This is a genomic window from Streptomyces sp. NPDC001492, assembly GCF_053597275.1.
In genome coordinates, this window is record NZ_JBSFHW010000021.1 from 133,599 (window position 1) to 153,160 (window position 19,562).

The 19,562-nt window shown below is 71.0% G+C and carries 25 protein-coding genes; 8 read left to right on the forward strand and 17 right to left on the reverse strand.

The features are described from left to right. Positions 1–143: 143 nt before the first annotated feature. The 6 genes from ACWC1K_RS26180 to ACWC1K_RS26205 all read right to left on the reverse strand — a co-directional run bounded on the left by ACWC1K_RS26180 (position 144) and on the right by ACWC1K_RS26205 (position 4,443). Complete coding sequence (locus ACWC1K_RS26180) at positions 144–551, reverse strand: hypothetical protein (RefSeq protein ID WP_450834713.1); 408 nt, start codon at positions 549–551, stop codon at positions 144–146. A gap of 343 nt (positions 552–894) precedes the next feature. Beyond that, positions 895–1,200, reverse strand: coding sequence for a hypothetical protein (locus ACWC1K_RS26185; protein ID WP_450834715.1), 306 nt, complete (start codon positions 1,198–1,200; stop codon positions 895–897). Then, positions 1,200–1,952, reverse strand: coding sequence for a glycosyltransferase family 2 protein (locus tag ACWC1K_RS26190; protein ID WP_450834795.1), 753 nt, complete (start codon positions 1,950–1,952; stop codon positions 1,200–1,202). Before ACWC1K_RS26190 ends, ACWC1K_RS26185 begins: the two co-directional genes overlap by 1 nt. 160 nt (positions 1,953–2,112) lie before the next feature. Further along, complete coding sequence (locus ACWC1K_RS26195; RefSeq protein ID WP_450834716.1) at positions 2,113–2,643, reverse strand: hypothetical protein; 531 nt, start codon at positions 2,641–2,643, stop codon at positions 2,113–2,115. A gap of 29 nt (positions 2,644–2,672) precedes the next feature. After that, entirely contained in the window at positions 2,673–3,458 is a 786-nt protein-coding gene (locus ACWC1K_RS26200; protein ID WP_450834717.1) for a hypothetical protein, read from the reverse strand. Between the two features lie 28 nt (positions 3,459–3,486). Continuing rightward, on the reverse strand, positions 3,487–4,443 hold the full coding sequence (locus ACWC1K_RS26205; protein ID WP_450834719.1) for a hypothetical protein: 957 nt from the start codon (positions 4,441–4,443) through the stop codon (positions 3,487–3,489). 118 nt (positions 4,444–4,561) lie between these two features. Here ACWC1K_RS26205 and ACWC1K_RS26210 point away from each other — a divergent pair, with 118 nt between their 5' ends. Further along, positions 4,562–4,687, forward strand: coding sequence for a hypothetical protein (locus tag ACWC1K_RS26210; protein ID WP_450834721.1), 126 nt, complete (start codon positions 4,562–4,564; stop codon positions 4,685–4,687). A 34-nt stretch (positions 4,688–4,721) separates the two neighbouring features. On the opposite strand, the gene ACWC1K_RS26215 is transcribed toward ACWC1K_RS26210, so the two are convergent. The 11 genes from ACWC1K_RS26215 to ACWC1K_RS26265 all read right to left on the reverse strand — a co-directional run bounded on the left by ACWC1K_RS26215 (position 4,722) and on the right by ACWC1K_RS26265 (position 14,225). Beyond that, on the reverse strand, positions 4,722–5,291 hold the full coding sequence (locus tag ACWC1K_RS26215) for a hypothetical protein (protein WP_450834722.1): 570 nt from the start codon (positions 5,289–5,291) through the stop codon (positions 4,722–4,724). 19 nt (positions 5,292–5,310) lie between these two features. Then, positions 5,311–5,439: a hypothetical protein gene (locus ACWC1K_RS26220; RefSeq protein WP_450834724.1), complete on the reverse strand. Its 129-nt coding sequence runs from the start codon at positions 5,437–5,439 to the stop codon at positions 5,311–5,313. Then, the gene (locus ACWC1K_RS26225) at positions 5,436–6,002 is read right to left on the reverse strand and encodes a hypothetical protein (protein ID WP_450834726.1); all 567 of its coding nucleotides are present in this window, start codon (positions 6,000–6,002) and stop codon (positions 5,436–5,438) included. The genes ACWC1K_RS26220 and ACWC1K_RS26225 overlap by 4 nt, the downstream gene beginning before the upstream one ends. Before the next feature lie 182 nt (positions 6,003–6,184). Beyond that, positions 6,185–6,928 carry an HAD family hydrolase gene (locus ACWC1K_RS26230; RefSeq protein WP_450834727.1) on the reverse strand — a complete coding sequence of 248 codons (744 nt, stop codon included), beginning with the start codon at positions 6,926–6,928 and terminating at the stop codon, positions 6,185–6,187. 10 nt (positions 6,929–6,938) lie between these two features. Continuing rightward, positions 6,939–8,453 (reverse strand): ATP-binding protein, encoded by a 1,515-nt coding sequence (locus ACWC1K_RS26235; protein ID WP_450834729.1) that lies wholly within the window; start codon positions 8,451–8,453, stop codon positions 6,939–6,941. Between the two features lie 79 nt (positions 8,454–8,532). Continuing rightward, the gene (locus tag ACWC1K_RS26240; RefSeq protein ID WP_450834730.1) at positions 8,533–9,006 is read right to left on the reverse strand and encodes a DUF6238 family protein; all 474 of its coding nucleotides are present in this window, start codon (positions 9,004–9,006) and stop codon (positions 8,533–8,535) included. Between the two features lie 63 nt (positions 9,007–9,069). Beyond that, entirely contained in the window at positions 9,070–10,542 is a 1,473-nt protein-coding gene (locus ACWC1K_RS26245) for an SCO6880 family protein (RefSeq protein ID WP_450834731.1), read from the reverse strand. Positions 10,543–10,630: 88 nt separating this feature from the next. Beyond that, positions 10,631–11,944, reverse strand: a complete 1,314-nt coding sequence (locus ACWC1K_RS26250; protein WP_450834733.1) for an SCO6881 family protein — start codon at positions 11,942–11,944, stop codon at positions 10,631–10,633. Positions 11,945–11,979: 35 nt separating this feature from the next. Then, positions 11,980–12,660 carry a hypothetical protein gene (locus tag ACWC1K_RS26255; protein WP_450834734.1) on the reverse strand — a complete coding sequence of 227 codons (681 nt, stop codon included), beginning with the start codon at positions 12,658–12,660 and terminating at the stop codon, positions 11,980–11,982. Beyond that, on the reverse strand, positions 12,660–12,977 hold the full coding sequence (locus ACWC1K_RS26260) for a DUF6112 family protein (RefSeq protein WP_450834736.1): 318 nt from the start codon (positions 12,975–12,977) through the stop codon (positions 12,660–12,662). The genes ACWC1K_RS26255 and ACWC1K_RS26260 overlap by 1 nt, the downstream gene beginning before the upstream one ends. 129 nt (positions 12,978–13,106) lie before the next feature. Further along, entirely contained in the window at positions 13,107–14,225 is a 1,119-nt protein-coding gene (locus ACWC1K_RS26265) for a C40 family peptidase (RefSeq protein WP_450834738.1), read from the reverse strand. A 524-nt stretch (positions 14,226–14,749) separates the two neighbouring features. Here ACWC1K_RS26265 and ACWC1K_RS26270 point away from each other — a divergent pair. From ACWC1K_RS26270 to ACWC1K_RS26300, 7 genes are all read left to right on the forward strand, one after another. Then, complete coding sequence (locus tag ACWC1K_RS26270) at positions 14,750–15,505, forward strand: DNA-methyltransferase (protein WP_450834739.1); 756 nt, start codon at positions 14,750–14,752, stop codon at positions 15,503–15,505. Between the two features lie 169 nt (positions 15,506–15,674). After that, entirely contained in the window at positions 15,675–16,391 is a 717-nt protein-coding gene (locus tag ACWC1K_RS26275) for a DUF4913 domain-containing protein (RefSeq protein WP_450834741.1), read from the forward strand. Beyond that, complete coding sequence (locus ACWC1K_RS26280) at positions 16,388–16,876, forward strand: hypothetical protein (protein WP_450834743.1); 489 nt, start codon at positions 16,388–16,390, stop codon at positions 16,874–16,876. Before ACWC1K_RS26275 ends, ACWC1K_RS26280 begins: the two co-directional genes overlap by 4 nt. Beyond that, positions 16,873–17,619, forward strand: a complete 747-nt coding sequence (locus ACWC1K_RS26285; protein WP_450834744.1) for a DUF3631 domain-containing protein — start codon at positions 16,873–16,875, stop codon at positions 17,617–17,619. The genes ACWC1K_RS26280 and ACWC1K_RS26285 overlap by 4 nt, the downstream gene beginning before the upstream one ends. A gap of 29 nt (positions 17,620–17,648) precedes the next feature. Then, positions 17,649–18,110 (forward strand): N-acetyltransferase family protein, encoded by a 462-nt coding sequence (locus ACWC1K_RS26290; protein WP_450834746.1) that lies wholly within the window; start codon positions 17,649–17,651, stop codon positions 18,108–18,110. After that, positions 18,107–18,787 carry a hypothetical protein gene (locus tag ACWC1K_RS26295; RefSeq protein ID WP_450834747.1) on the forward strand — a complete coding sequence of 227 codons (681 nt, stop codon included), beginning with the start codon at positions 18,107–18,109 and terminating at the stop codon, positions 18,785–18,787. Before ACWC1K_RS26290 ends, ACWC1K_RS26295 begins: the two co-directional genes overlap by 4 nt. A gap of 55 nt (positions 18,788–18,842) precedes the next feature. Further along, the gene (locus tag ACWC1K_RS26300; RefSeq protein ID WP_450834748.1) at positions 18,843–19,559 is read left to right on the forward strand and encodes a hypothetical protein; all 717 of its coding nucleotides are present in this window, start codon (positions 18,843–18,845) and stop codon (positions 19,557–19,559) included. Positions 19,560–19,562 lie beyond the last annotated feature (3 nt).

Sequence of the window (19,562 nt, forward strand, 5' to 3'; positions counted from 1 at the left end):
GCGCAGGTCGAGGCCGACGGTGTATCGCGTGGCGGTGAGCATCTGTGCCGCCAGGACGCTTGCGGCGAAAGGGCCGAGGGGACCGTCGGCATCGGCCTCGCCGTCGGAGCCGCGGTTGACGCAGATGGTCGTGTCGTGGCTGTTCACCGGGTCCGCCTGCTTCCGGCGGATTGGGGGCGTCCGGCGGCGGGCACGGCGGAAGGCAGGGAGGGGCCGGGTGCGGCTGCCGGGGCAGTGGCGCGCTGCGGGGAGCGGGTGGCGGCGGCCTGCGCGATGCGGTGGCGTCGCTCCACGATCCTGTTGCGGACCTCCGGTGGCGCAGGGGGTGAGGTCAGGGCGGGGTCGAGAGCGTAGTCGGCTCCCACCGTGTAGCCGTGATGGTGCAGTGCGACCCGCAGGTCGTGCACGGCCTGCCGGGCGCGGCGCAGGCCGTCCTGTTCGGGGTTGGTCAGCCGGTACAGGCCCGGGGCGTGGGGGACGGGCTCGAACTGCTCGCGCTCCAGATACCAGTGGGCCAGGTGCGCGGGGATGTTCGGGTGGGCGGCGGCCACGAAGCCGTGGTCGGGGTGGGTTCCGAAGTGGAAGTGGTCGGACAGGTGGGGCCTTTCCTCTCGGGTTGCCGGCGCGGGGGTGTCGCACCGGGCGGCGTGGGCAGGGCTGGCGGGAGCGCCGGGGCGCCGTGATTGGGGCCGGTCAGTGGGCGTGGCGGGGTGGGGGCGGGGGCTCTCGCCTGACGCAGGAAGGTTTCCCCGTCCGTGATTCAGGTCTTGATCACCGGCCGCAGCCGGGCATCCCGCCGGGCCCTCGCCTCGGCTTTGGTCTCGACCGTGGCCGTTGCGAGGAGGCCGGGCGGGACGAAGAGACACCAGTCGGCGTACACGTCCTGCCACTGCTCTATCGCATCGTGAATGCGGTCCAGTGCGGCGGCGTCTTGGGGCCAGGGGGTCTGGTCCGGTCGGCATTGCTGCAGCAGGTCCGGTGCGTGGACGAGATAGTTGGCGGCGTGTGGACCGTGGCCGGCGCGGTGAAGCGTTCCTGCGCGCGTTCGGTGGCCTGCTGCAGGTGGTGGGCCAGCAGGGCGATGTCGTCGGTGAGGGTGACGAGGCCGACGGCCTCGGGCCGGCTGGGGAAGCCGGGGGCCAGCTCCTCCAGACGCCCTGCCAAGTGGTCGAGGGCGGACGGCGTGACTTCCGCGGGCATCAGGCCCCTCCGGCGGCAGGGCGAGGATCCCGGAGGGCGAGCACGGTGCGCAGGCTGCGTCCGTAGGCCCAGGCATGCCGCCGGGCCGCCGCCTCCAACTGGTCGTATCCGAACTGGGCCGTCATCTGCCCGTCCCATTTGCGATATCTGTACACCGGCACCGGCAGCAGGATCCCGGGCGCGAGGGTGGTCACGCCGAGGGCTGCGCAGTAGTCCTCGCCCTGGACGAGACCGCCCATCGGAGCGGCGCGCACGAGGTCGGTGCGGGCGAGGATAGTGGTCGGCCCGATGGGGATGGTGTCCGCCGGCGACTTCCAGTACGTCCATACGTCGCCGGCCTCGTGTCGGCCGGGCGGTGTAGGACATCGCCACAGCGTGGTCGTCCCGTCCGGGTGCCGGTCCTCGCTCCATCCCGCACACCATCCGACCCCGGTGGACTCCAGGGTGTTCAGCCGCACGGACATGGCGTCGTCGGTGAACTCGTCATCATCGTCGGCCCAGTTGGTGTACCGGGTGCGGACGTGGGCGAGGGCTAGGTTCCGGGCGCAGGCGGCCCCGACCGGACGGGGCAGCGCCAGTGTGCGGACGCGGGAATCCTGCGCGAGCGGGGTTGGCAGGCGATCAGGTGAGGCGCCGTCGACCGCGATCACTGCCTCCCACGGTACGGACTGCCGGGTGAGGCTGGCGTGCATGGCGGTCAAGTAGTCGAGCCGCTCTTCGCGCAGGCGGCTGGCGATGACGACGGTGATCAGGGGCGTGGTGCGCGAGGGCAGGAGGGGCTCCGGGGAGGCGAAAGGGGACCAGGCAGGCGGTCGGCGGGTGCGCGGCTGAACTCGGTGATGTGCAAGGGCGGTTCCCCGTATGGCGGGCCGGGGGTGGGGGCGGGGATGAGGGTGCTCCGGAAGCGGGGGATCAGCGGGAGAGGGACGGGGCTGTGGTGGCCGACGGGAAGGGGACGCGGCTCGCGGATGGGAGAGTGCGGGTGTCGGCGGTGGCCCGCAACTGCTTCGCGGCGCGGGCGAGGTGGATGCGGCTGTCACCGAGCCGGTCTGCGAGCCGTTGGCGCTCGGTGCTGATGGCCCGGTCGCGGGCGGGGCCGGGGGCCTGGTGGGCGAGGTCGGTGAGCAGACCGAGGTGGTGGACGGCGGCACCGAGGGCGGCGAGGGCGAGCCCTGTGGGTGCGGCGGCTCTTGCGAGCGCGAGAGTCGTGCGGCTCACCGTGGCCGTGGGCCGAGCCGGGGAGCGGGTGGAGGCCCGGTGGCGGAAGGCGCTCTCGCCGGCCAGGAATTGCAGCAGGCGGGCCAGGTGGCGGACTTCGTCGTCCAGGATTTCGCTCAGTGCCGGATCCAATCGGATCTGGTCGGGGAGCGGAAGGTGGTCGGAGACGGTGTTGAGCCGGTCGGCCATGTCATGCAGCAGCATCCGCTGGTCTTCGTCGGACACTGGTAACTCCTTGATGCCGGGGCGGTGTTCTAGCGACGGGCGGTGGGTTTCGGGGCCGCGGCCACCGGCGCCTTGCTCGGGGCTGCTGCTGTCGTGGCGGGAGGCGAGAGGGGCGCTGCGCGGCGGAAGTTGACCCCGATGCCCTCAGCTGTCAGCCGATGGGCGGCGAGTTGGACCAGCAGGGCCCGTTCCTTGGCGCTGTAGGAGGCCGGCAGTACGAAGGCGAACTCGTGCGGGCTGTACTGGAAGCGGCAGCCGAACAGCGTCCTGCGCGCCTCTTCGGGCACCGCGTCGTACGGTGCTCCCACCACGCCGTCGGGGTACCAGATCAGCGTGAGGGTCTGCGCGACCTCGGGCGCGGGCTGGCGGTGAGGTGGCTCGGGCTGGCGTAGGGCGGTGATACGGACTGCGTCCAGGGCGCTGCGGTAGCGGGGCATCAGGCGCCGGGTGATGGCGGCGGCGGCACGGGCCGGGTCGTTGGGGACGGCGATGCCGTCCGGCTCGCGCACCGGGGCGATCTGGTGGGGTTTGACTTCTTCGGGTTCCAGCGGGGCCACCACGAACTGGTAGCGGTACAGGGGCCGGTCGGTGACGTAGAGCTGCTGTCCGCCGGGTCCGGTCAGGACGGCGTCATGGCCCAGGGCGTACTGGCTGACGATGTAGTCGACGTGGCCGGCGTCCCAGAGGCGTTCGACGGTGGGGAACTGGTCCGCAAAGGTGCGGTATCGGTGATACTCGCTCGTCCACGTGCCGGGCAGACGCTCGGCGAGGGCAGTGGCGAAGAGGGACAACGAGGTCGGGCGGGGTGAGGCCATATGTTCCTGGGAGGGAGGCAATCCGGCGCTAGCGCGTATGCCGCGGCGGTGCCGGCGGCAGGGCTCGCGGGGAAAGGGACGGCGGACGGGCCGAGGCGGACGGGAGCCGCAGTGCTGGCCGGAGCGGGGTCAGTGCCCGCATCCGGTCCTCGGCCACGTGCAGCACCTCTGCGAGGTTGCGGATCTCGGCGGCGGCGTCGGCGAGGTCGTAGGACAGGTCGAAGCCGTCCTCCTCTTCGGCTTCCTTGGCTTTTTCCCCGGCGGCTTCGAAGAACTCGCCGAGCCGTTCGAGTAGGCCGTTGACCGGAGCCAGGACCTGGTGCAGCAGGGCAGCGGCGTCCGCGTGCGACTTGGCCCCGTTGAGCCGGTCGGTCAGAGCGAGCATCGCCTCGCCGTAGACGTAGACAGGAGCACGGTCTGCTGTGTCGGGGACATCCGGGGCCTGGGATGCACGGAGTGTCGGCGGAGCCGGGAGCGCGTGCGGGTTTGCATTGGGTGAGACGGGAGGGGGCAGCAGCCCGAGCTGGGCAAGGCGATGGTCGATCGCCTCGATCAGGGGCGTGGCGTTGCCGCCGTGGCGGGCTTCAGGCCGCTCAGGGACACCGGGGTCGGCGGCGGGGGCCGAGTCGTAGATCACTTCGAACAGCGTCTGGTCGTCGGGATGCTGGCGGGTCACGATCCACCCCTGCGGGTCCCCTGGCGGGCGGTCGCAGGGGGGCTCCTGCGGCGGGCCGATGATCAGGTAGCTGTCGTCGGGGAGCGAGACGCGCACGATGTACGTGCTGAGGCCGAACTCGATGTCACACTCCAGGCCGCGATGGCGCAGCGGTGTGGTGATGTGTGCGTGACGGAGCCATTGCTCCTGCCACCATGCGGTGTCCACGTTGCGGTGGTCGGGGAGTGGCGCGAGCCCGGACGCGTCGACGGATGTGCGGCGGGCGTCGGCGGGGGAGGCGGGCGGTGTGTTGTCGTCCTCAGTGGCCACGGCTTCTCCCTCGCGAGGGTGCGTGGCCCGGCGGAGGGGTCCCGCGTGGGGGACTTGGCTTCGGCTCCGGAAGAGGGGTGAAGTCGAATTCGTACTCGTCGTAGGTGTGGATCACGCCGTGTTCCATCTGGGCTTCGCGCTCGACGACCTGGGCCATGAGGTCGTCGTGCTCGGCCTGGCACTGCTGGAACTCGGCCCAGTCGGCGTCGCTGAAGTGGGCGGGGCGGTTCAGGGGACTCCTTGAGAGGGGGATGCTGGCGCGGATGCCTTGGTGCGGGCTAGCGGCGCCGAACGCCTGGCCCGGGCGGCGGGGACGTCGGGCTCTGCTGTCGGGAAGGCGTGGGGAAGAAGCGGTGGATGTCGAGGTGGGCGTGGAGCTCCTTGACCGCCGCGTGGAGCGATTCCGAAGTGCGCCGCAGATAGGCGCGCGCCGTGGCGTGGTCGATGACCATGCGGTTGTCCGGGTACGTCCGGTCGATCGGGCCGGAGGGCCGGGACAGGGAAAGGGCGGTCTCCGCGGTCTCGGCGAAGTGCGGTACAGCGTGGCTCGACAGGGTGGCCGCCGTGGCGAGGTGGGCGAGTACGGCGCTGCCGGTCCGGTTCGTGCTGTGAGCGGTCCGGGCGAAGTCGGCAGTCAGCTGGATGATGTCTCGGGACAGGGCTTGCGCGTCGCCAGCGTGCCGGAGCAGATCGGCGTAGGACGGCTTGGCCGGCACCCTGCCGGTGTCGTCCAGCAGCTGCCACTGTTCGGCGGCGTCGAGGAGTTTGGCCGTCATGACGTCGAGCGCGTCGATGAGGTGGAGCGTGTTGTGACGGGGTATCAGTTCGCGTCTGACATCGGGATTCATGAGCCTCTTGCGTTTGTCTCTACTCCCGCGGGTTGGCGGTATGTGCTGCGCCAGCCGCCGGGAAGCCGGCGGCGAGCGCGTCGGCGAAGGAGGTGGTGTCGGTGCGGGAGGCGGTCGTGGGCTTCTGGGAAGTGAGGGGCAGACTCACCGACGATGTGATACCCGGCCGGGAGGAGCGCTGGGTGCGGTCGGGTGAATCGGGGCTTGGCCTGCGCGGTGCGCCGGTTGGGCCGCAGCATGGTCGAGGGCCGTCACCTGTCGGTAGACATGGATGACGTTCTTGAGGTGCTCGGTGGCGTCGGCGCGGCGTGCGGCCAGGATGTCGATCTGAGTGGCTCTGTTCTGCAGGACGCCCAGTGAGTTGATCTGCGCCTTACCGGTGGCGACGCGCGTCAGAATGGAGGCCGCCCCCTGGGCGGCGTCGGTGAGTTGTTCGTGTACGTGGTCCAGATGACGGGCGGCCACGATCACGAGCCAGGCGACGACGTCCTCGGTGGAGTCGGTCCTGTGGAGCCGGCCGAGGCGCTGCGGAGAGGTGCCGAGGGCTTCGATCACCATCTGGGAGCCGGCGACGGGCGGGAGAGCGGGGTCCTGGGCCTGTGCATCGGCGGGGCTGATGTCGGAATCGTCCAGGGTGCCGTAGGTGTTGTGGGTCAGCTGGAGGTCGTCCCCCAGGGGCTCGTGCGTGCTGGGCTGCGAGGCGGTGGTCACGAGTTTCCTTCGGCAGTTCGATGTGCGTGTCTCTATGGCCGTGGTGCGCAACCTGTCCTCCCCGCGGGGCGCTCAGACACAGCAGGACCTTGAGGACGGCGAGCAGGAGATCGTCGACCAGCACGCTCTCCCACGGCTTCGGTCGGCCTGACCGACGGCCATGTGCCAAGCACTCGGTGTCGTCAGTGACGGTGCCGGGGGTGCTGAGTTCCCGGCCCGCGCGGGGGCGGGGCAGGCGACGCCTGAGGACACTCCGAGGAGTGGCCGCCAGCGGTCACACGCTGAATCCCGGCGGTGACGGCGGCGTCGAGTGTTTCGACAACGGGCAAGCGCGTGGCGTGCAGCCGCTCAGCGGGCTCAAGGCCGCCGGAGCACAGGATGGCGTGAATGCCGTTGGTGTGAGCGGCATATCCGTCGTCCACGGTGTCCCCGATGAGGAAGACTCGACCGGGCGAGAGCGCCAGGGCCTGCAGGTGGTCGGTGAGGACCTCTGTCTTGGTTCCGTCGGCGCCACGACGGCCGTCGATGCGGGTGAACAGGCCCGTCAGGCTCAGCGCTTCGATCTCGGCCCGCAGCAGCTTCTCGGGATACAGGGACAGGACGGACTGGCTATGTCCCAGAGCATTCACCTGTGCCAGGAGCTGCCGGGCGCGGGGGCGTAGGCGCGGAGAACGTGTCTGCAGGAATGCGGCGAAGTCCTTCTGCGCTTGGGTCCATTCGCCGTCGCTGATGGAGCGGTTGAGGAGTCGGTCGTAGAAGTGGCGGATGGGTAGGACGTGCTTGGTCTGATACGTGTGCAGGTCGATCGGGGCTGTCCGAAGCCCTGCGAGTGTGTGGTTGACGGCGTCGAGGAGATCGAACCGGTCGTCCTTGAGCGTGCCGTTCCAGTCCCACACGATGTGGACCGGCGCCGTGGTGCTTGGCAAGGTTGGCCTTTCAATGCATTCGGGTATCCGTGTCGAAGAGGGCCAATTCGTGTGGATGGAGGAGGTGTTGGACGATGAAAGATCGTCCGGCGACCAGCCACAGGCCGCGGCCCCGGTTGAGGTGGGAGATTGCGTCGGTCTCGACCGTGGTCAGGCCCAGGAGGGCGGCTGCGGCGTGGAGTTGGTCGGTCTCCTGCCGGTAGATGATGCGCGTGCTGCAGTCGGCAAGGAGTCCTTCGGCGAGGGCGCGTCCGCGGGATCCGGCGTCGCCGGCGGTGAGCAAGTCGCTGAGTCGGTGGATGACCATGAGGTTGGCGATGCCCAGGCCGCGGCTGAGTTTCCACTGGGACTGCATGCGCTGGAGCAGACCGGGGTGGCGCATCAGGCGCCAGGCTTCGTCGTAGACGATCCATCTCCGGCCGCCGCTCGGGTCGGAGAGTGCGGACTCCATCCATGCTGAGGCGCAGGTCATGGCGAGGACGAGGGCGGTGTCGTCGCCGGCTCCGCCGAGGCGGGACAGGTCGATGGTGAGCATCGGCGAGGCGGGGTCGAAGGTGACGGTGCTCGGGGCGTCGAACATGCCGGCGAGGTCGCCGTGGACGAGGCGGCGCATGGCGTGGGCGAGGTCGCGGGCGGTGTCGCCGAGGCGGCCGGACATCAGGCCGGCGGCGGCGTCGAGGTCGTCGGGGTTGTGGAGCATGGCGGCGATGTCGCCGAGCAGCGGTGTGCGTCCGGTGGCGGCGGCGCGGGTGACCACGGCGTCCAGGGCGACGTCGAGGCCGGTGTGCTCCATCGGCAGCAGATCCCGCCCGAGGACGGTGCGGGCCAGGGAGCCGAGCAGCAGCAGGCGCCGTTTGCGGATCTCGCTCGCCCAGTCCGTTTCGGAGACCGACGGCGGGCGCGGGGCCGCGTCCAGGGGATTGAGCTTGCCCGGCAGCCCGGGGCCGAGCGCGATGGAGGTGCCGCCGAGGGCGGCGGCCACCGGGGTCCATTCCCCCTTGGGGTCACACGGGACGTAGACCCTGTAGCCGAAGGCCACGGATCGCAGGGCGAAGGACTTGGCCAGGGCGCTCTTGCCCTGGCCGATCACCCCCGCGAGCAACACGTTGGGGTTCGTAAAGCCCTCGATCTTGCCGTACAGGGCGAACGGATCGAAAACGAAGCTGGCTTCGGCGTGGACGTCGCGGCCGATGTAGATGCCCTCCGCGCCGAGCCCGCCTTCGGCAAGGAACGGGTAGGCGCCCGCGACGGTCGCGGTGGTCATGCGGTGCGCGGGCAGCTTCAGCTTGCCGCCGCGTGCGGAGGCGGGGCCGGGTCGGCCGCCGGGCGGGAAGAGGGGCCGCGGCATCTCCTGCTCGGCCGGTTCGGTGCCGGACGGGTGCAGGACGGCTTCGGCGCGGGCCTTGGCGGCGGCTTCGGCAAGCTGGCGGCGGGCCGCCTTTCGGCTGGCGCGGTCGGTGCCGTGCGGAGTGAACAGCGGAGAGGCCGAGGCGCGGCGGGCGCGACGGGCAGGCCGGTGGGTCATGACGGAGCGGCTTTCAGATGACGGCGGTGAGGGTGGAGCACGTGGGCTTTCGCATGTAGTCCTTTTCGCGGGAGGGGAGTTACTGGACGCAGGCGGTGGTGCGGGCGTGCAGAGGGCTGTTGAGATCGGTGGGAGTGGTGGTACGGCGCACAAGGTGGCCTGCGGCGAGGTGGCGCTGGCAGATGGTCAGTACCGGCGGGCCTTCCGGGAGCCGCTCGGGGTGGCACTCTTCCTCGTCCGCAGAGGCCGCGTGGTGGGCGGGCACGAGGTGGAAGGCGTCGTGGAGGGCGGCGGCGGCTTGCCACAGCCGGGTTCCGGCGGTGGCCAGATGCCGTCCTGCTGCCGGGTGCGGGGGCCGGGTGGCCGCCTGGAGCTGGTCGAGGAGCCGGTGCAGGGCGATCAGGTGCGCGTGCAGGACGTCGAGGTGCGTACGGTCCGCAGGTACCGGGGCGGTGGCCGCGTCGGCGGTGAGGGCGCGGGTGTGGTGGCGTACTCCGGCGCTGGCGGCCCGGAGGTAGGCGTGCGCGTCACCGGCGGGGATGACTGAGGTCAAGAGGGGAGATCCTTCCTGCCGGGGCGGCAGGGCGTAGGCCCCAGCGCGTGGGGCCGGGATGGGCTACAGGGCGGCGCGGGCCAAGGGCAGCGCGCCGAGGGTGAAGGCATCGCTCTGCTGGTAGAAGAGGCGCCGCAGGTCGACCTGGGCGGTGACGGCGGCCGTCTCGATCTGCGCGCACGCGGCATCGAGCGCCGCGTCGGTTGCGGCGGAGACGGTCAGCAGGCCGGTCAGGGCGACGTCCGCGTGGCCGGCGATGAGCTGGCGCTCGCGGGTCTTGACGTCGGCGTACTCGACGCTGTCGGCCTCGGAGTCGACCTGCCCGCGGCGGGAGCGCTCGGCGGCATCCGAGATGATCGCGGCCTTTCTGCGCTGGACGTCGCGCATCGCCGACTCGAGCCCCTGGGGCACGTATATAAGGGACAGGCTGCGCCGCACGCCGGCGGTGAACATGAGCCCGTGGAGGAATCCGGCGCCGCTCTCCGTGCGGGGCCAGTCCTCGACCCAGTAGGTCGCGTGCCGCGCGGAGTCGGTGGCCACCCGGTCGTACTCCTCGACCTGGACGACGGGCCCGGCGGCAGCCGGGTCGGCCTCGGCCAGCCCGGAGGGCGACCACTGCTGCAGCGCGGACAGCGCCCCCGGGTCGTAGGCGGTGCGGATGACGGCCGCGATCTCGCGCGCCGAGAGCCAGCCGGTCACCATCAGTCCGGCGCTACGGGCGGCCTGCGCGATCGAGCTGGTGGTCTGCTCCATCACCGTGAAGGCGCCGGGAAGGCCGCCGCCCGCCTGGCTGATGAGGCGCTTGGCGGCCTTCAGGTCGAGGCTGATGGCCAGATACGCCTCGTGCGGGGCGGCGGCTGGCCCTGCGGAGGCGACCAGTTCGCTGTAGACCTGCCCGGCGACCGGCGTCTCGGGGCGGCCCTGCTGGCTCCAGTGCCGGGCGAGGGTGTCGCCGCTGTCGGGGACGGTGCGCTCCAGGACCTGCACGGTGGCGACGTGTCCGGTACGGGCGATGCCGGCCAGGGCCCGTCCCCACCCGGCGACGTTGTGGTTCTGGGTCGCAGGGTCCAGCAGGGCGAAGGCCCGGCTGGAGACCCGGGCGATGGCGGTCAGGGTCTGGTGGTGGGGGTCGTGGATGGCGGCGGCGCCGTTGGCGGAGTCGCCGGGGGTGACCACCCGCAGCGAGGCGGCGGTGCCGGGCAGGTGCAGGACGCCGTCTTGGCGGGGGCGGGTGACCGGCCGGGCGAGCCACAGAGTCTGCCCGGTGCGGCGCCGCTGTGCGAAGCGAAGGACGATCGGCGTCCAGTCGATCAGTGAGCGGCCGTGCCGGCGGATGGCGACCAGGGCGACGACCGTGGCCCACAGCGGTGTCAGGGCGAGGGCACCGAGCAGTCCGGTGGATACCACGGTGGCCAGCAGGAGCGCCAACGCGCAGGATACGAGGACGAGTTGGGGCAGGGAGAGGCCGAGGAGGATGCCGCGTCTGGACCGGTGCGGGAATTTGACGGTGAGCGGCGTGACGGTGAGATCAGACAAGGGCCGTTCCGGGGGGCGCGGGGCGGTGGCCGGGGCGGCACGCGGCGAAGAGGTGCGCAGCGCGTGCCGCCCCGGAGTCGGGCAGGGGCTACAGGCCGGTGGGCGGGGGTGGTGGTGTACCGGTCCCACTGGTGCCGGCCGAGTTTGGTGCCGGCGGGGCACCCTGCGGCGGGGGCGTGGATGCGCCCGCGCCGGGCTGCGACATGAAACCGCTGCCGCCGCTGGGCGCCGACCCGGAAGCGCCGCCGTCGCGGGGGCTGGTCGGGGGCGGCTGGACGGCCTTCTCCAGCCCGTTCTTGAGCCCGTTGCTTCCGGAACCCGGGGAACCCTGGCCCTCCAGGCCGCCGCCTGCGGTGGGGTTGGCGGCGATGTCGCCGGGGAATCCGCCGCCCGCAGCGTCGGGCCCTTGGGCTGCGCCCGCGGCTGCCGCGCCGCCCGCACCGGCGGTGGCGACCGCGGCGGTGGCCCTGCGGGCGGCCTTCTCGGCGTGCTGCCGGGCGAGCTGGGCGCCGGCACCACCGGCTCGGTGAATCGATTCTCCGTCCGTGCCCTCGGCCGCCCAGTGGACGAACTTGAAGGTGGCGTACGGGCAGAGCAGCACCAAAATCATGATCACGATGCCGGCCATGACGTCGGCGAGCGCGGCGACGCCGTCCTTGGCCTCGGTCTTGCCCATCGCGGAGATCCCGAGGACGAAGATGATGGTCATCAACAGCTTGGAGACCACGAGGGTGGCGGTGGCTTCGATCCAGCCGCGCCGCCACCGGCGGGCTGCCTCCCAGCCGCCGCCCGCACCGGCGAAGACGGCCAAGGTCACCATCACCAGGATGCCGACCTTGCGGACCATCATCACGCACCAGTACAAGAAGGCGCCGATGGCGGCTCCGACGCCGACGAAGACGGTGACCAGCCAGCCCAGATTGGTCAGGGCGGCGATCTGGCCCACCTTCACGATCCGCCTCACCGCGGTGGCGATGTCCAGGTGGGCGGCCTTCAAGAGTCCGTCGGAGAGGGCGTCGACCACTTCGATGGCGACGGTGGTCAGGGCGATGGCACTGAAGGCGAAGATCACGCCGGAGGCGGTGCCGGTGAATGCCTGGGCGAGGGCCTGGCCGTCACGCCGGATCGCGGCCCGTACGAGCTGGGCGCAGAAGGTCGCGACCAGGAGGATCAAGCCGATCGGCAGCAGCATCTCGTAGTTGTCGCGGAACCAGCCGGCGTTCAAGTCGACCTGGGTGGTGGCGTCGACGGCCTTGGCGGCCAGGTCGGCTGCCGCGGCGGCGAGTTCGCCGGCGCTCTTGGCCATCCAGTCGCCAATCGCCTTGCCGGGATCGGAGGCGAAGTCGACGGCCTCGCCGACGCTGCAGAGTTTGTCCGCTACGGGGAAGTCGCAGAAACCCAAGGGGAATTGGCCTCCTTATCTATCGGTGAGGTGGGTCACTGCGTGACGCTGGGGGCGATGGCGGCGAGGGTGCAGTCGTGGTTGGGCCGGCACTGCACGGCGAGGGTCATGGCGCGGTCCTCGGCTCCGCCGCCGCCCTTCTTCCACTCGATCTGCTGGTGTCCGTTGACGGTGACGACGTAGATGTACGCCTCGGTGATCGCGGACGGGTCCTCGGCGAGGGCCTGCTTGAACGCGCCGGGGTAGTGGCCTTCGGTGACCGTGCCGGTGGCGTGCTGGTCCTGGTCGGCCATGCGCGACCACAGCAGCGGGTCGGGGACCTGACCGGACACGGAGGCCCAGTCGTTGTACTTGGTCTCCGTGGTCATCCACGTCCGCATGCCCGCGAGTTGCTGATCGCGGCTGGTGTCGCGGGTGTCGTACGACCAGAGCATCTGAGCTGCGGCCTTGGCGAAGGCGACCGGTTCGGCGATCTGGACAGGCTTGGGCACCGACCCCGACCCGGCCGAGGACTGCGGCGCGGCTTCGGTGGGTGAGGAACTGCTCGCCTGCGAGGGGGTGTTGCTGTTGTCGTGGTGCTCTGCGCGGCCGGTGAACCAGGCGGCGGTCGCGGCGATGGCGAGCAGCGCGGTGAGGACCAGGGCGACGATCGCGACGCGTTTGTTTGCCGACCAGGTCACGCCGTACCCGGACAGGGAGGGGAGTCGATTCGGCATCAGTGGACCTGCGCCCCCAGGCCGGAGAAGAACGCCACGATTCCGTTCGCGGCGCCGAGGCCGAGCGCGGCGCCGGCCGCGACGACCGCGCCCTTCTTTCCGTTGGCCTCGGCCTGGTGACCGCCGGTGTGGTGGCCCCAGGCCCACACACCGAGCGAGACGGCGAGCGCGCCGACGACGGCGATGATCCCGAACATGTTGATCGAGTTGACGACGTTCTTCAGCACGGACAGGCCCGGCAGGCCGCCGCCCTGGGGGGAGATGCCTGGGTCGTAGGCGAGGAGGATGGCGGCGCGGTCTGCGAGAGGTATGGGCATAGGTGTGGCGGGGCTCCTTGCGTGCGCGGGCCATGCAGGGGCCAGCGGAAGGGAAGAAAGAGAGAGGGGAGGGGGCACTCGCGGCGCGAGAAGGGGTCCCGGCGCGCGCGGCCCAGGAGGCGCGCGGCGTCAGAGGACGCGGCGGACGGCCAAAATGTCCCAGTCCTTGATCGGGGTGATCCGGACCGGTTTCGAGGTGCGCGGCGCCTCGATGACGAGGCCCTCGCCCATGTACATGCCGACGTGTTCGGGCCGGGCGGCAGTGCCGCGGCTGAAAATCAGGTCACCGGGCTGGAGGTTCTTCGCCGAGACGGCCTTGCCCTCGCCCACCTGCGTGTACGTGGTGCGGGTGAGGTGGACGCCGGCGTGCGCGTACGCCTGCTGCATCAGCGAGCTGCAGTCGCAGCGGCCCATCGGGTCGGGGCCGTGGGCGTCGGTGCACGAGCCGCCCCACTGGTAGAGCGTGCCGAGCTGGTGCATGGCCCACTCGATGGCCTTGCGGGCCTTGGGATCGGCGTCCTTGGGGATCGTGTATCCCTTCGGGACGCTGCCCTCGGGGATCCGCCCGAAGGACGTGCCGTCCGTGTCCGGCGTGCAGCTGCCGGAGCGGGACTCGGCGTCCTTGCCCTTGGCGGGTTCGTCCTTGCCGGCGTTCGGGAACGTGGCGGCGATGGCCTTCTGCAGCGCGGCGGCGAGGTCCTCCCACTGCGCGTAGGCGTCGGGGTAGCCGGATTTCTGGACGGCCTGGGCGGCTTGGGTGACCTGCATCTGCTGCCAGCCGTCCACCTTGAGCAGGGCCTTGTAGAAGCGCTCGGAGGCGTAGACCGGATCGCGGATCTGCTGCGCGGTGCCCCACCCCTGACTGGGGCGCTGCTGGAACAGGCCGAGGCTGTCCCGGTCCCCGGAGTCGAGGTTGCGCAGCCGCGATTCCTGCATAGCGGTGGCAATCGCGATGATCTGCCCCTTCTTGGGCACGTCAAGGCTGATGCCGGTGGCCACGATGGTCTGCGCGTTGGGGATCTGCTCGGCCGGAAGATCCAGGCCCTGGATGTGGACATCCTTGCCGGACGCGCCGTCGAGGAGCTTGGTGACCGCCTTGGTCACCTCACCGGTGTCGATGCCGGTCAGGCATCCACTGAAGGACGCGGTGGTCGCGGCTTGGCTGGAGGACGCCATCGTCATGGCGGCGCCCGCGAGCAGAAGGGGGGAGAGGACGGCGACGCCGATGCCGGCGGCTATGCCCTTCAATCCGGTCCGCCTCCCGGAAGGCGGTCACGGGCCGGCGGACGGATCGCGGGCAGGGGAGGGTAGAGCGATGTCACAGCGAGGTCCTTGGTGAAGTCCCGGCGGCGCGTGCGTCGTTGAGGAAAGGGCGCGACGTCCGGGTGGTGGGTCATTCGGGTGGCCCGGGTGCCATGGCAAGTTGCCGCTCGCACCGGCACGGGGCGTGGGGTCAGGTGTGCCAGGACATGGGGGTACCTCCACGAAGGCAGGGGGCGGGGACGCGCCATCGGCGGTGGCCGCCGGGCAGTTCCAAAACAGTAAGGGCGGATCCCCGGTTGCCGAAATCGTGTGTCTGATCAAGGCTCTGTTTCGGGGTTTTTGGCGGCGATAGCGCTCAACCGGGGATCGTGCCCTACAGTTTTGACTCCTCCCCTCGCCCCCTCACGTCACAGACCGCGGAGCCGTCCGCCCGTATTCGGTCCTGTGGGGTCATCCAGGCGAGCTGGAGCGTCTCTCTCATCTCACACGACCCGAATTGGGGTATCTCTTTGCCTTTTTCCCTGCACCAGGGCGACGCGCTTAGCGTTCTCGCCGAGCTGCCGGACAACTGCGTCGACTCCGTCATCACCGACCCGCCGTACAACTCGGGCGGGCGCACGGCGAAGGAGCGCACCTCCCGGTCCGCGAAGCAGAAGTACACCTCCGCCGACGCCGGCCACGAGCTGCCGGACTTCACCGGCGAGAACATGGACCAGCGCAGTTACGGCTTCTGGCTGACCCAGATCATGACCGAGGCGCACCGGCTCACCAAGGTCGGCGGCACGGCGCTGCTGTTCACCGACTGGCGGCAGCTGCCGATCACCACGGATGCCATCCAGGCTGCCGGCTGGCTGTGGAGGGGCGTGCTGGCCTGGCACAAGCCGCAGGCCCGGCCGCAAAAGGGCCGGTTCACCCAGAACTGCGAGTTCATCGTCTGGGCGTCCAACGGGCCGATCGACGCCGCCCGCAACCCGGTCTACCTGCCCGGCCTCTACAGCGCCTCGCAGCCCAGCGGCAAGGCGCGCCAGCACATCACGCAAAAGCCCGTCTCCGTCATGCGGGAGCTGGTGCAGATCGCTCCGTCGGGAGGCACGGTGCTCGACTTCACCTGCGGATCCGGCTCGACCGGGGTCGCGGCGCTGCTGGAGGGTCGCGATTTCATCGGCGTCGAGAAGACCAAGCACTACGCGAAGATCGCCGCCGACCGTCTCACCGAAACACTGCGACAGGCCCTTTCCCAGGATGACTTGACCCTCACTGCCTGAGGCTGATCCTGGCGCGCGGCGCGGCCGGCGACGCGTCTCGTGCGTGGTCCCGCCGCGCTGCGCGCAGCGTTATAGCAGCGAAGTCCCGGTTACCGAAACCGGGGATTCTCCGGATGGTTGGAGCCGCAATTAACGCCCTATGGCTGCGGCCCAAGGAGGCCCCTTTTTCGTGCCTGAATCCATAAACCCCTCGGAGGACGCGGAGACGGAACCGGTCCGGATACCCGACCCCCCTCTCCTGCCGGAGGACGAAGCGGTGGAGCCGGTCCGGGTGCCGGACTCCTCTCTGGCGAGCGTCCAGGCGGACGTGGCCAAGCTGCTGGCGCGATCCGCAGAGCAGGGCCGCCAGATCGACAGCCTCTCCGCCGCACCACCGCCGGACTCGCCGTTCGCCGCCTACGGGCTGCCGGGGTTCGCGGGCCTGCCGTCAGTACCTGCGCCGCCTGAGCCGCGCCCGATCCTCGAGCTGGAGGGCGAAGAGTACGAGGACGAACTCGACGCCCTGTCCGATTGGGTCGACGACTTCCTTCTCCGGGTCTACGGGGCGGAGGTCACGACCGCCGCCCCGTGGTGTGAGCAGTGGCAGGAGCACGCCGACGTCGTCGCCTGGCTTCACGCCCTGTGGCTGTCCTACCAGCAGCACAAGGACCCCGAAGCCGGACTATCCGGGCTGTTCGTGTGGCACCGGGACTTCCTCACCCACGCCATGGCCACCGTCCGCGCCCCCGGCGGGCCGCTGTCCGCGTGCATGACCGATCCCGACCGGCCCGCGCACCGCCTGCTGCCCGGCCCTCGTCCCTCGAACCGGACCACCTCCGCCACGGAGGAAGCCGAGGAACACGGCGGCCACGAGGAGACCGGCGAGCCGGGCCAGGGCGGCGGATGAGCGGCCACGAGGAGGGGCCGGCGTTCGGCCTGTCCTTCGACCCCCGCGCCCTCACCGACCTCCTCCAAGCCCCCGGCGACATCCGCGACCTGGCCCTCGCCCAGCTCCAGGACATCGTCAACGCCCGCCTGTTCGGCGCCAAACTCACCCGCGACCTCGCCGGATGCCGCAAGGTCTACGTCGATCACCGCAACGCCTGGCGCATCGTGTACGCCCAGCGGCCGGCACCCGCGAACTCCACGCACACCACCGAGATCCACGTCGTGGCCATACGCCCGCGCGCGGCGCACGACGTGTACGACACCGCCCGCGCCCGCCTCGGCATCCGCCGGCGCCCCCTGGGCGAGCGCACCCACGCGGCCCGCACCCGCTCGCCGCAGCTGGGCACGCGCCAGCCCGTCCCCAAGCCGGGACCGCCGGCCTACACGATGCCCGGCCTTCCCCGACCCGCACTGCCCCCGACCCTGAAGGACCCCGTTCGTTGACGCAGTTTCCCACCCTGATCGACCATGTCGCCGCCGCCGTAATGGCGCCGGCCCAGGTCACCGAGAACCCGCACCACCGCGCCATCCTCGACGTGTTCGTCGAGGTCCAGGAACTCGACCGGCAGCTCGCCGAGTTCGCCGCCGCCGAGCGTCCCGGCGTCAGCGCCGCTGAGCAGCTGAGCACCCTGACCGACCTGCTGGTCGAACGGATGGCAGCCGGCGCCGAGCTGAGCGCGCTCCTGGCCACCTCCTGCTGCTGCGCCGCCGCGTACGAGGGCGATTCCCCAGCCGAGTACGAGCCACTGGACGACGAAGAGCCAGACTTCGACCCGGACTTCGACGACGTCGAGGAGCCCTACTTCGACCCGGATTTCGAGGACACGGAGGGGTTCGACGACATCGAAGGTCTGGACGGCGCCGACGACCTCCACGAGGACGCGTGCGAGGAGTTCCTCTCTTGCCCCAGCCGCCCGCAGACGATCGTCCACGCCTGCCTGACCGTCTTCGACGACGAGGGCGCCCCGGAGTACGTGAGCACCGCTCAGCTGGTCGAGCGCCTGCGCCACCTGCCCGGCCAGGCCGATGGACGCTGGAGCTACGCCGACCTCACTCCGCTGCGGCTGGGGCTGCTCCTGCGCGGCTACGGAGTGCAGCCCTGCAAGCCGCGGGCGGCCGACGGCAGCCGCTACCGGGCCTACCGGCGCGCCGACCTGCTGGCCGCCCGCCCCGCCTGCTCCTGCTGACGCATCCAGCCCTCGCGCGCACCCGGCAGGTGACGGAGGCGGACTGGGACCTGGTTGCCGCCTTCCACACGCAATGCTCCGAGGCGAACCTGCTGCGCCGCTGGGGCCGCACCCGCCTGACGCCTCGCGACCTGTCCCGGCTGCTCGCCCACGCACAGTGCTGGATCGCACTCGGCACGGACAACCGGCCTGTGGCCCTTGTCAGCGTCGGGCCCGTCAGCCGGGAACCGGGTGTCTTCGACCTCGGAGTGCAGGTCGTCGACCACCGCCAGTGCCAGGGTATCGGGACGGCTCTCGCCCGGCGGGCCGCCCGCCTCGCCCGCGTTCGAGGAGCCCACACCCTCTCCGCGTTCACGCAGGCGTCCAATGCGCCCATGCTCCGGCTCCTCGACCGGCTCGGCCCGACGTCGCACACCCGCGACGGCCCGTACGTCGAGATCCGCGTCGCCCTGGACGCGCTCGCCCCGGATCCAGAAACCCCACCGCCATGACCTCACCCCCGTTCGACGGGCAGATACCCACCGTCCTCGACCAGCGGATCGAGACAGCCGTGGGATACGGCGTCGATCAGCTGCGCAGGCACCGCGCCGGCGGACTGCTCGACGCATCACACGCCGCCCTGGCCGACGCTCACCGCGAGCTGGTGGCCGCCGAGCGGGACGTCACCTTCCACCGGATGCGCCTCGCTCGTCTCGCCTCCAGCGAACTGCCCGTGAATCAGGCGCTGTTCACCCGGATCCACCGCACGCTCGACCAGCTGGCGCAGGCCGCCGGTGTGCGCGATGCGAAGCACACCGCGGCAGCCGCGGCGCTGGAGCCGATCGAGGCCGCCGCTCCTCGGCAGGTGCCCCGGCAGATCGCGACGAAGGACGTCGCGGCCCTGCTCGCCATCGCCCAGGGCGCGAAGCTGCACGAGCACCTCGTCACCCACCGCCTCGCGGTGGCGACTGGCACGCGCACCCGCATCTCCTACGCCCAGCTGCAGCGCCTGGAGGCGATGGGCCTGGTGGAGCGCGACAGGGCGCACCCGGTGCAGGCCGGGCAGCCCGTCGCCCTCACCGACGCCGGCCGCGCCGCGCTCACCGTGCCCCGACGCGCGGGCCCGCCCGGGACCACGCCCGTGCCCCTGCCGCCGGCCTTGACCGCCGTCTCCCGTACACGCCGCTGAACCAGGCGCCCGTGCTGCGCGCACGGCGCCGCAGGCGTCACGACCGAAAGCACCGATGCCCAGCTACGAACCCGATTTCCGCCTCGCCGGATACGAAGCCGTCAATGACCACGTCGCCGACCAGTTCTGGGGGCGCATCGGCAGCGAGCAGGACATGATGACCGTCCTTGCCGAGCACCACAGCGAGGATGCCGAGCACAGCTTCTACCTGATGCACAACGGCGCCGTCACCTGGGGCGTCCCCGGGGATCCGCAGCTCGTCGCCCTGCATCTCAAACGCGACCCGGCCACACGTACCTACCGATTCGCCCACGAGGAACTGCCGCTGCCGGCGATGGCTCAGTCCTGGCTGATCGCCCGCGGCTGTCCCGAGGAGAAGATCCTCCTGCCCGACGGCATGGGCACTAAGGCCGCTAACGAGGCCACCCGCGTGCTGGAACAGCGCCTGCGCAGCGACGGCGACCACTTCGCCCTGCTCATCAGCTACACCCACGACAGCGACCCGATCCAGACGACCGTGATGCTGCGCGCCCTCGACGAGAAGGCCGCCATGCCCTTTCGCGTGCTGCTCGAAGAGGTCGACAGCACCGCGTTGACGCACACCCTGCGCGAGGGCGGCTTCGCCACCTTTGAGGCCGCCACACAGTGGTGGGAAGCGCACTGGAGGGGCGAACAGCCCCCGCTGCCGACAGCCTCGCCGGCCACCCGGCCCGTCACTGCTGCCCCCGGCCTGCCGATACGCCCAGCCCCGCCGCCCGGGCCGGGTCGCTGAACT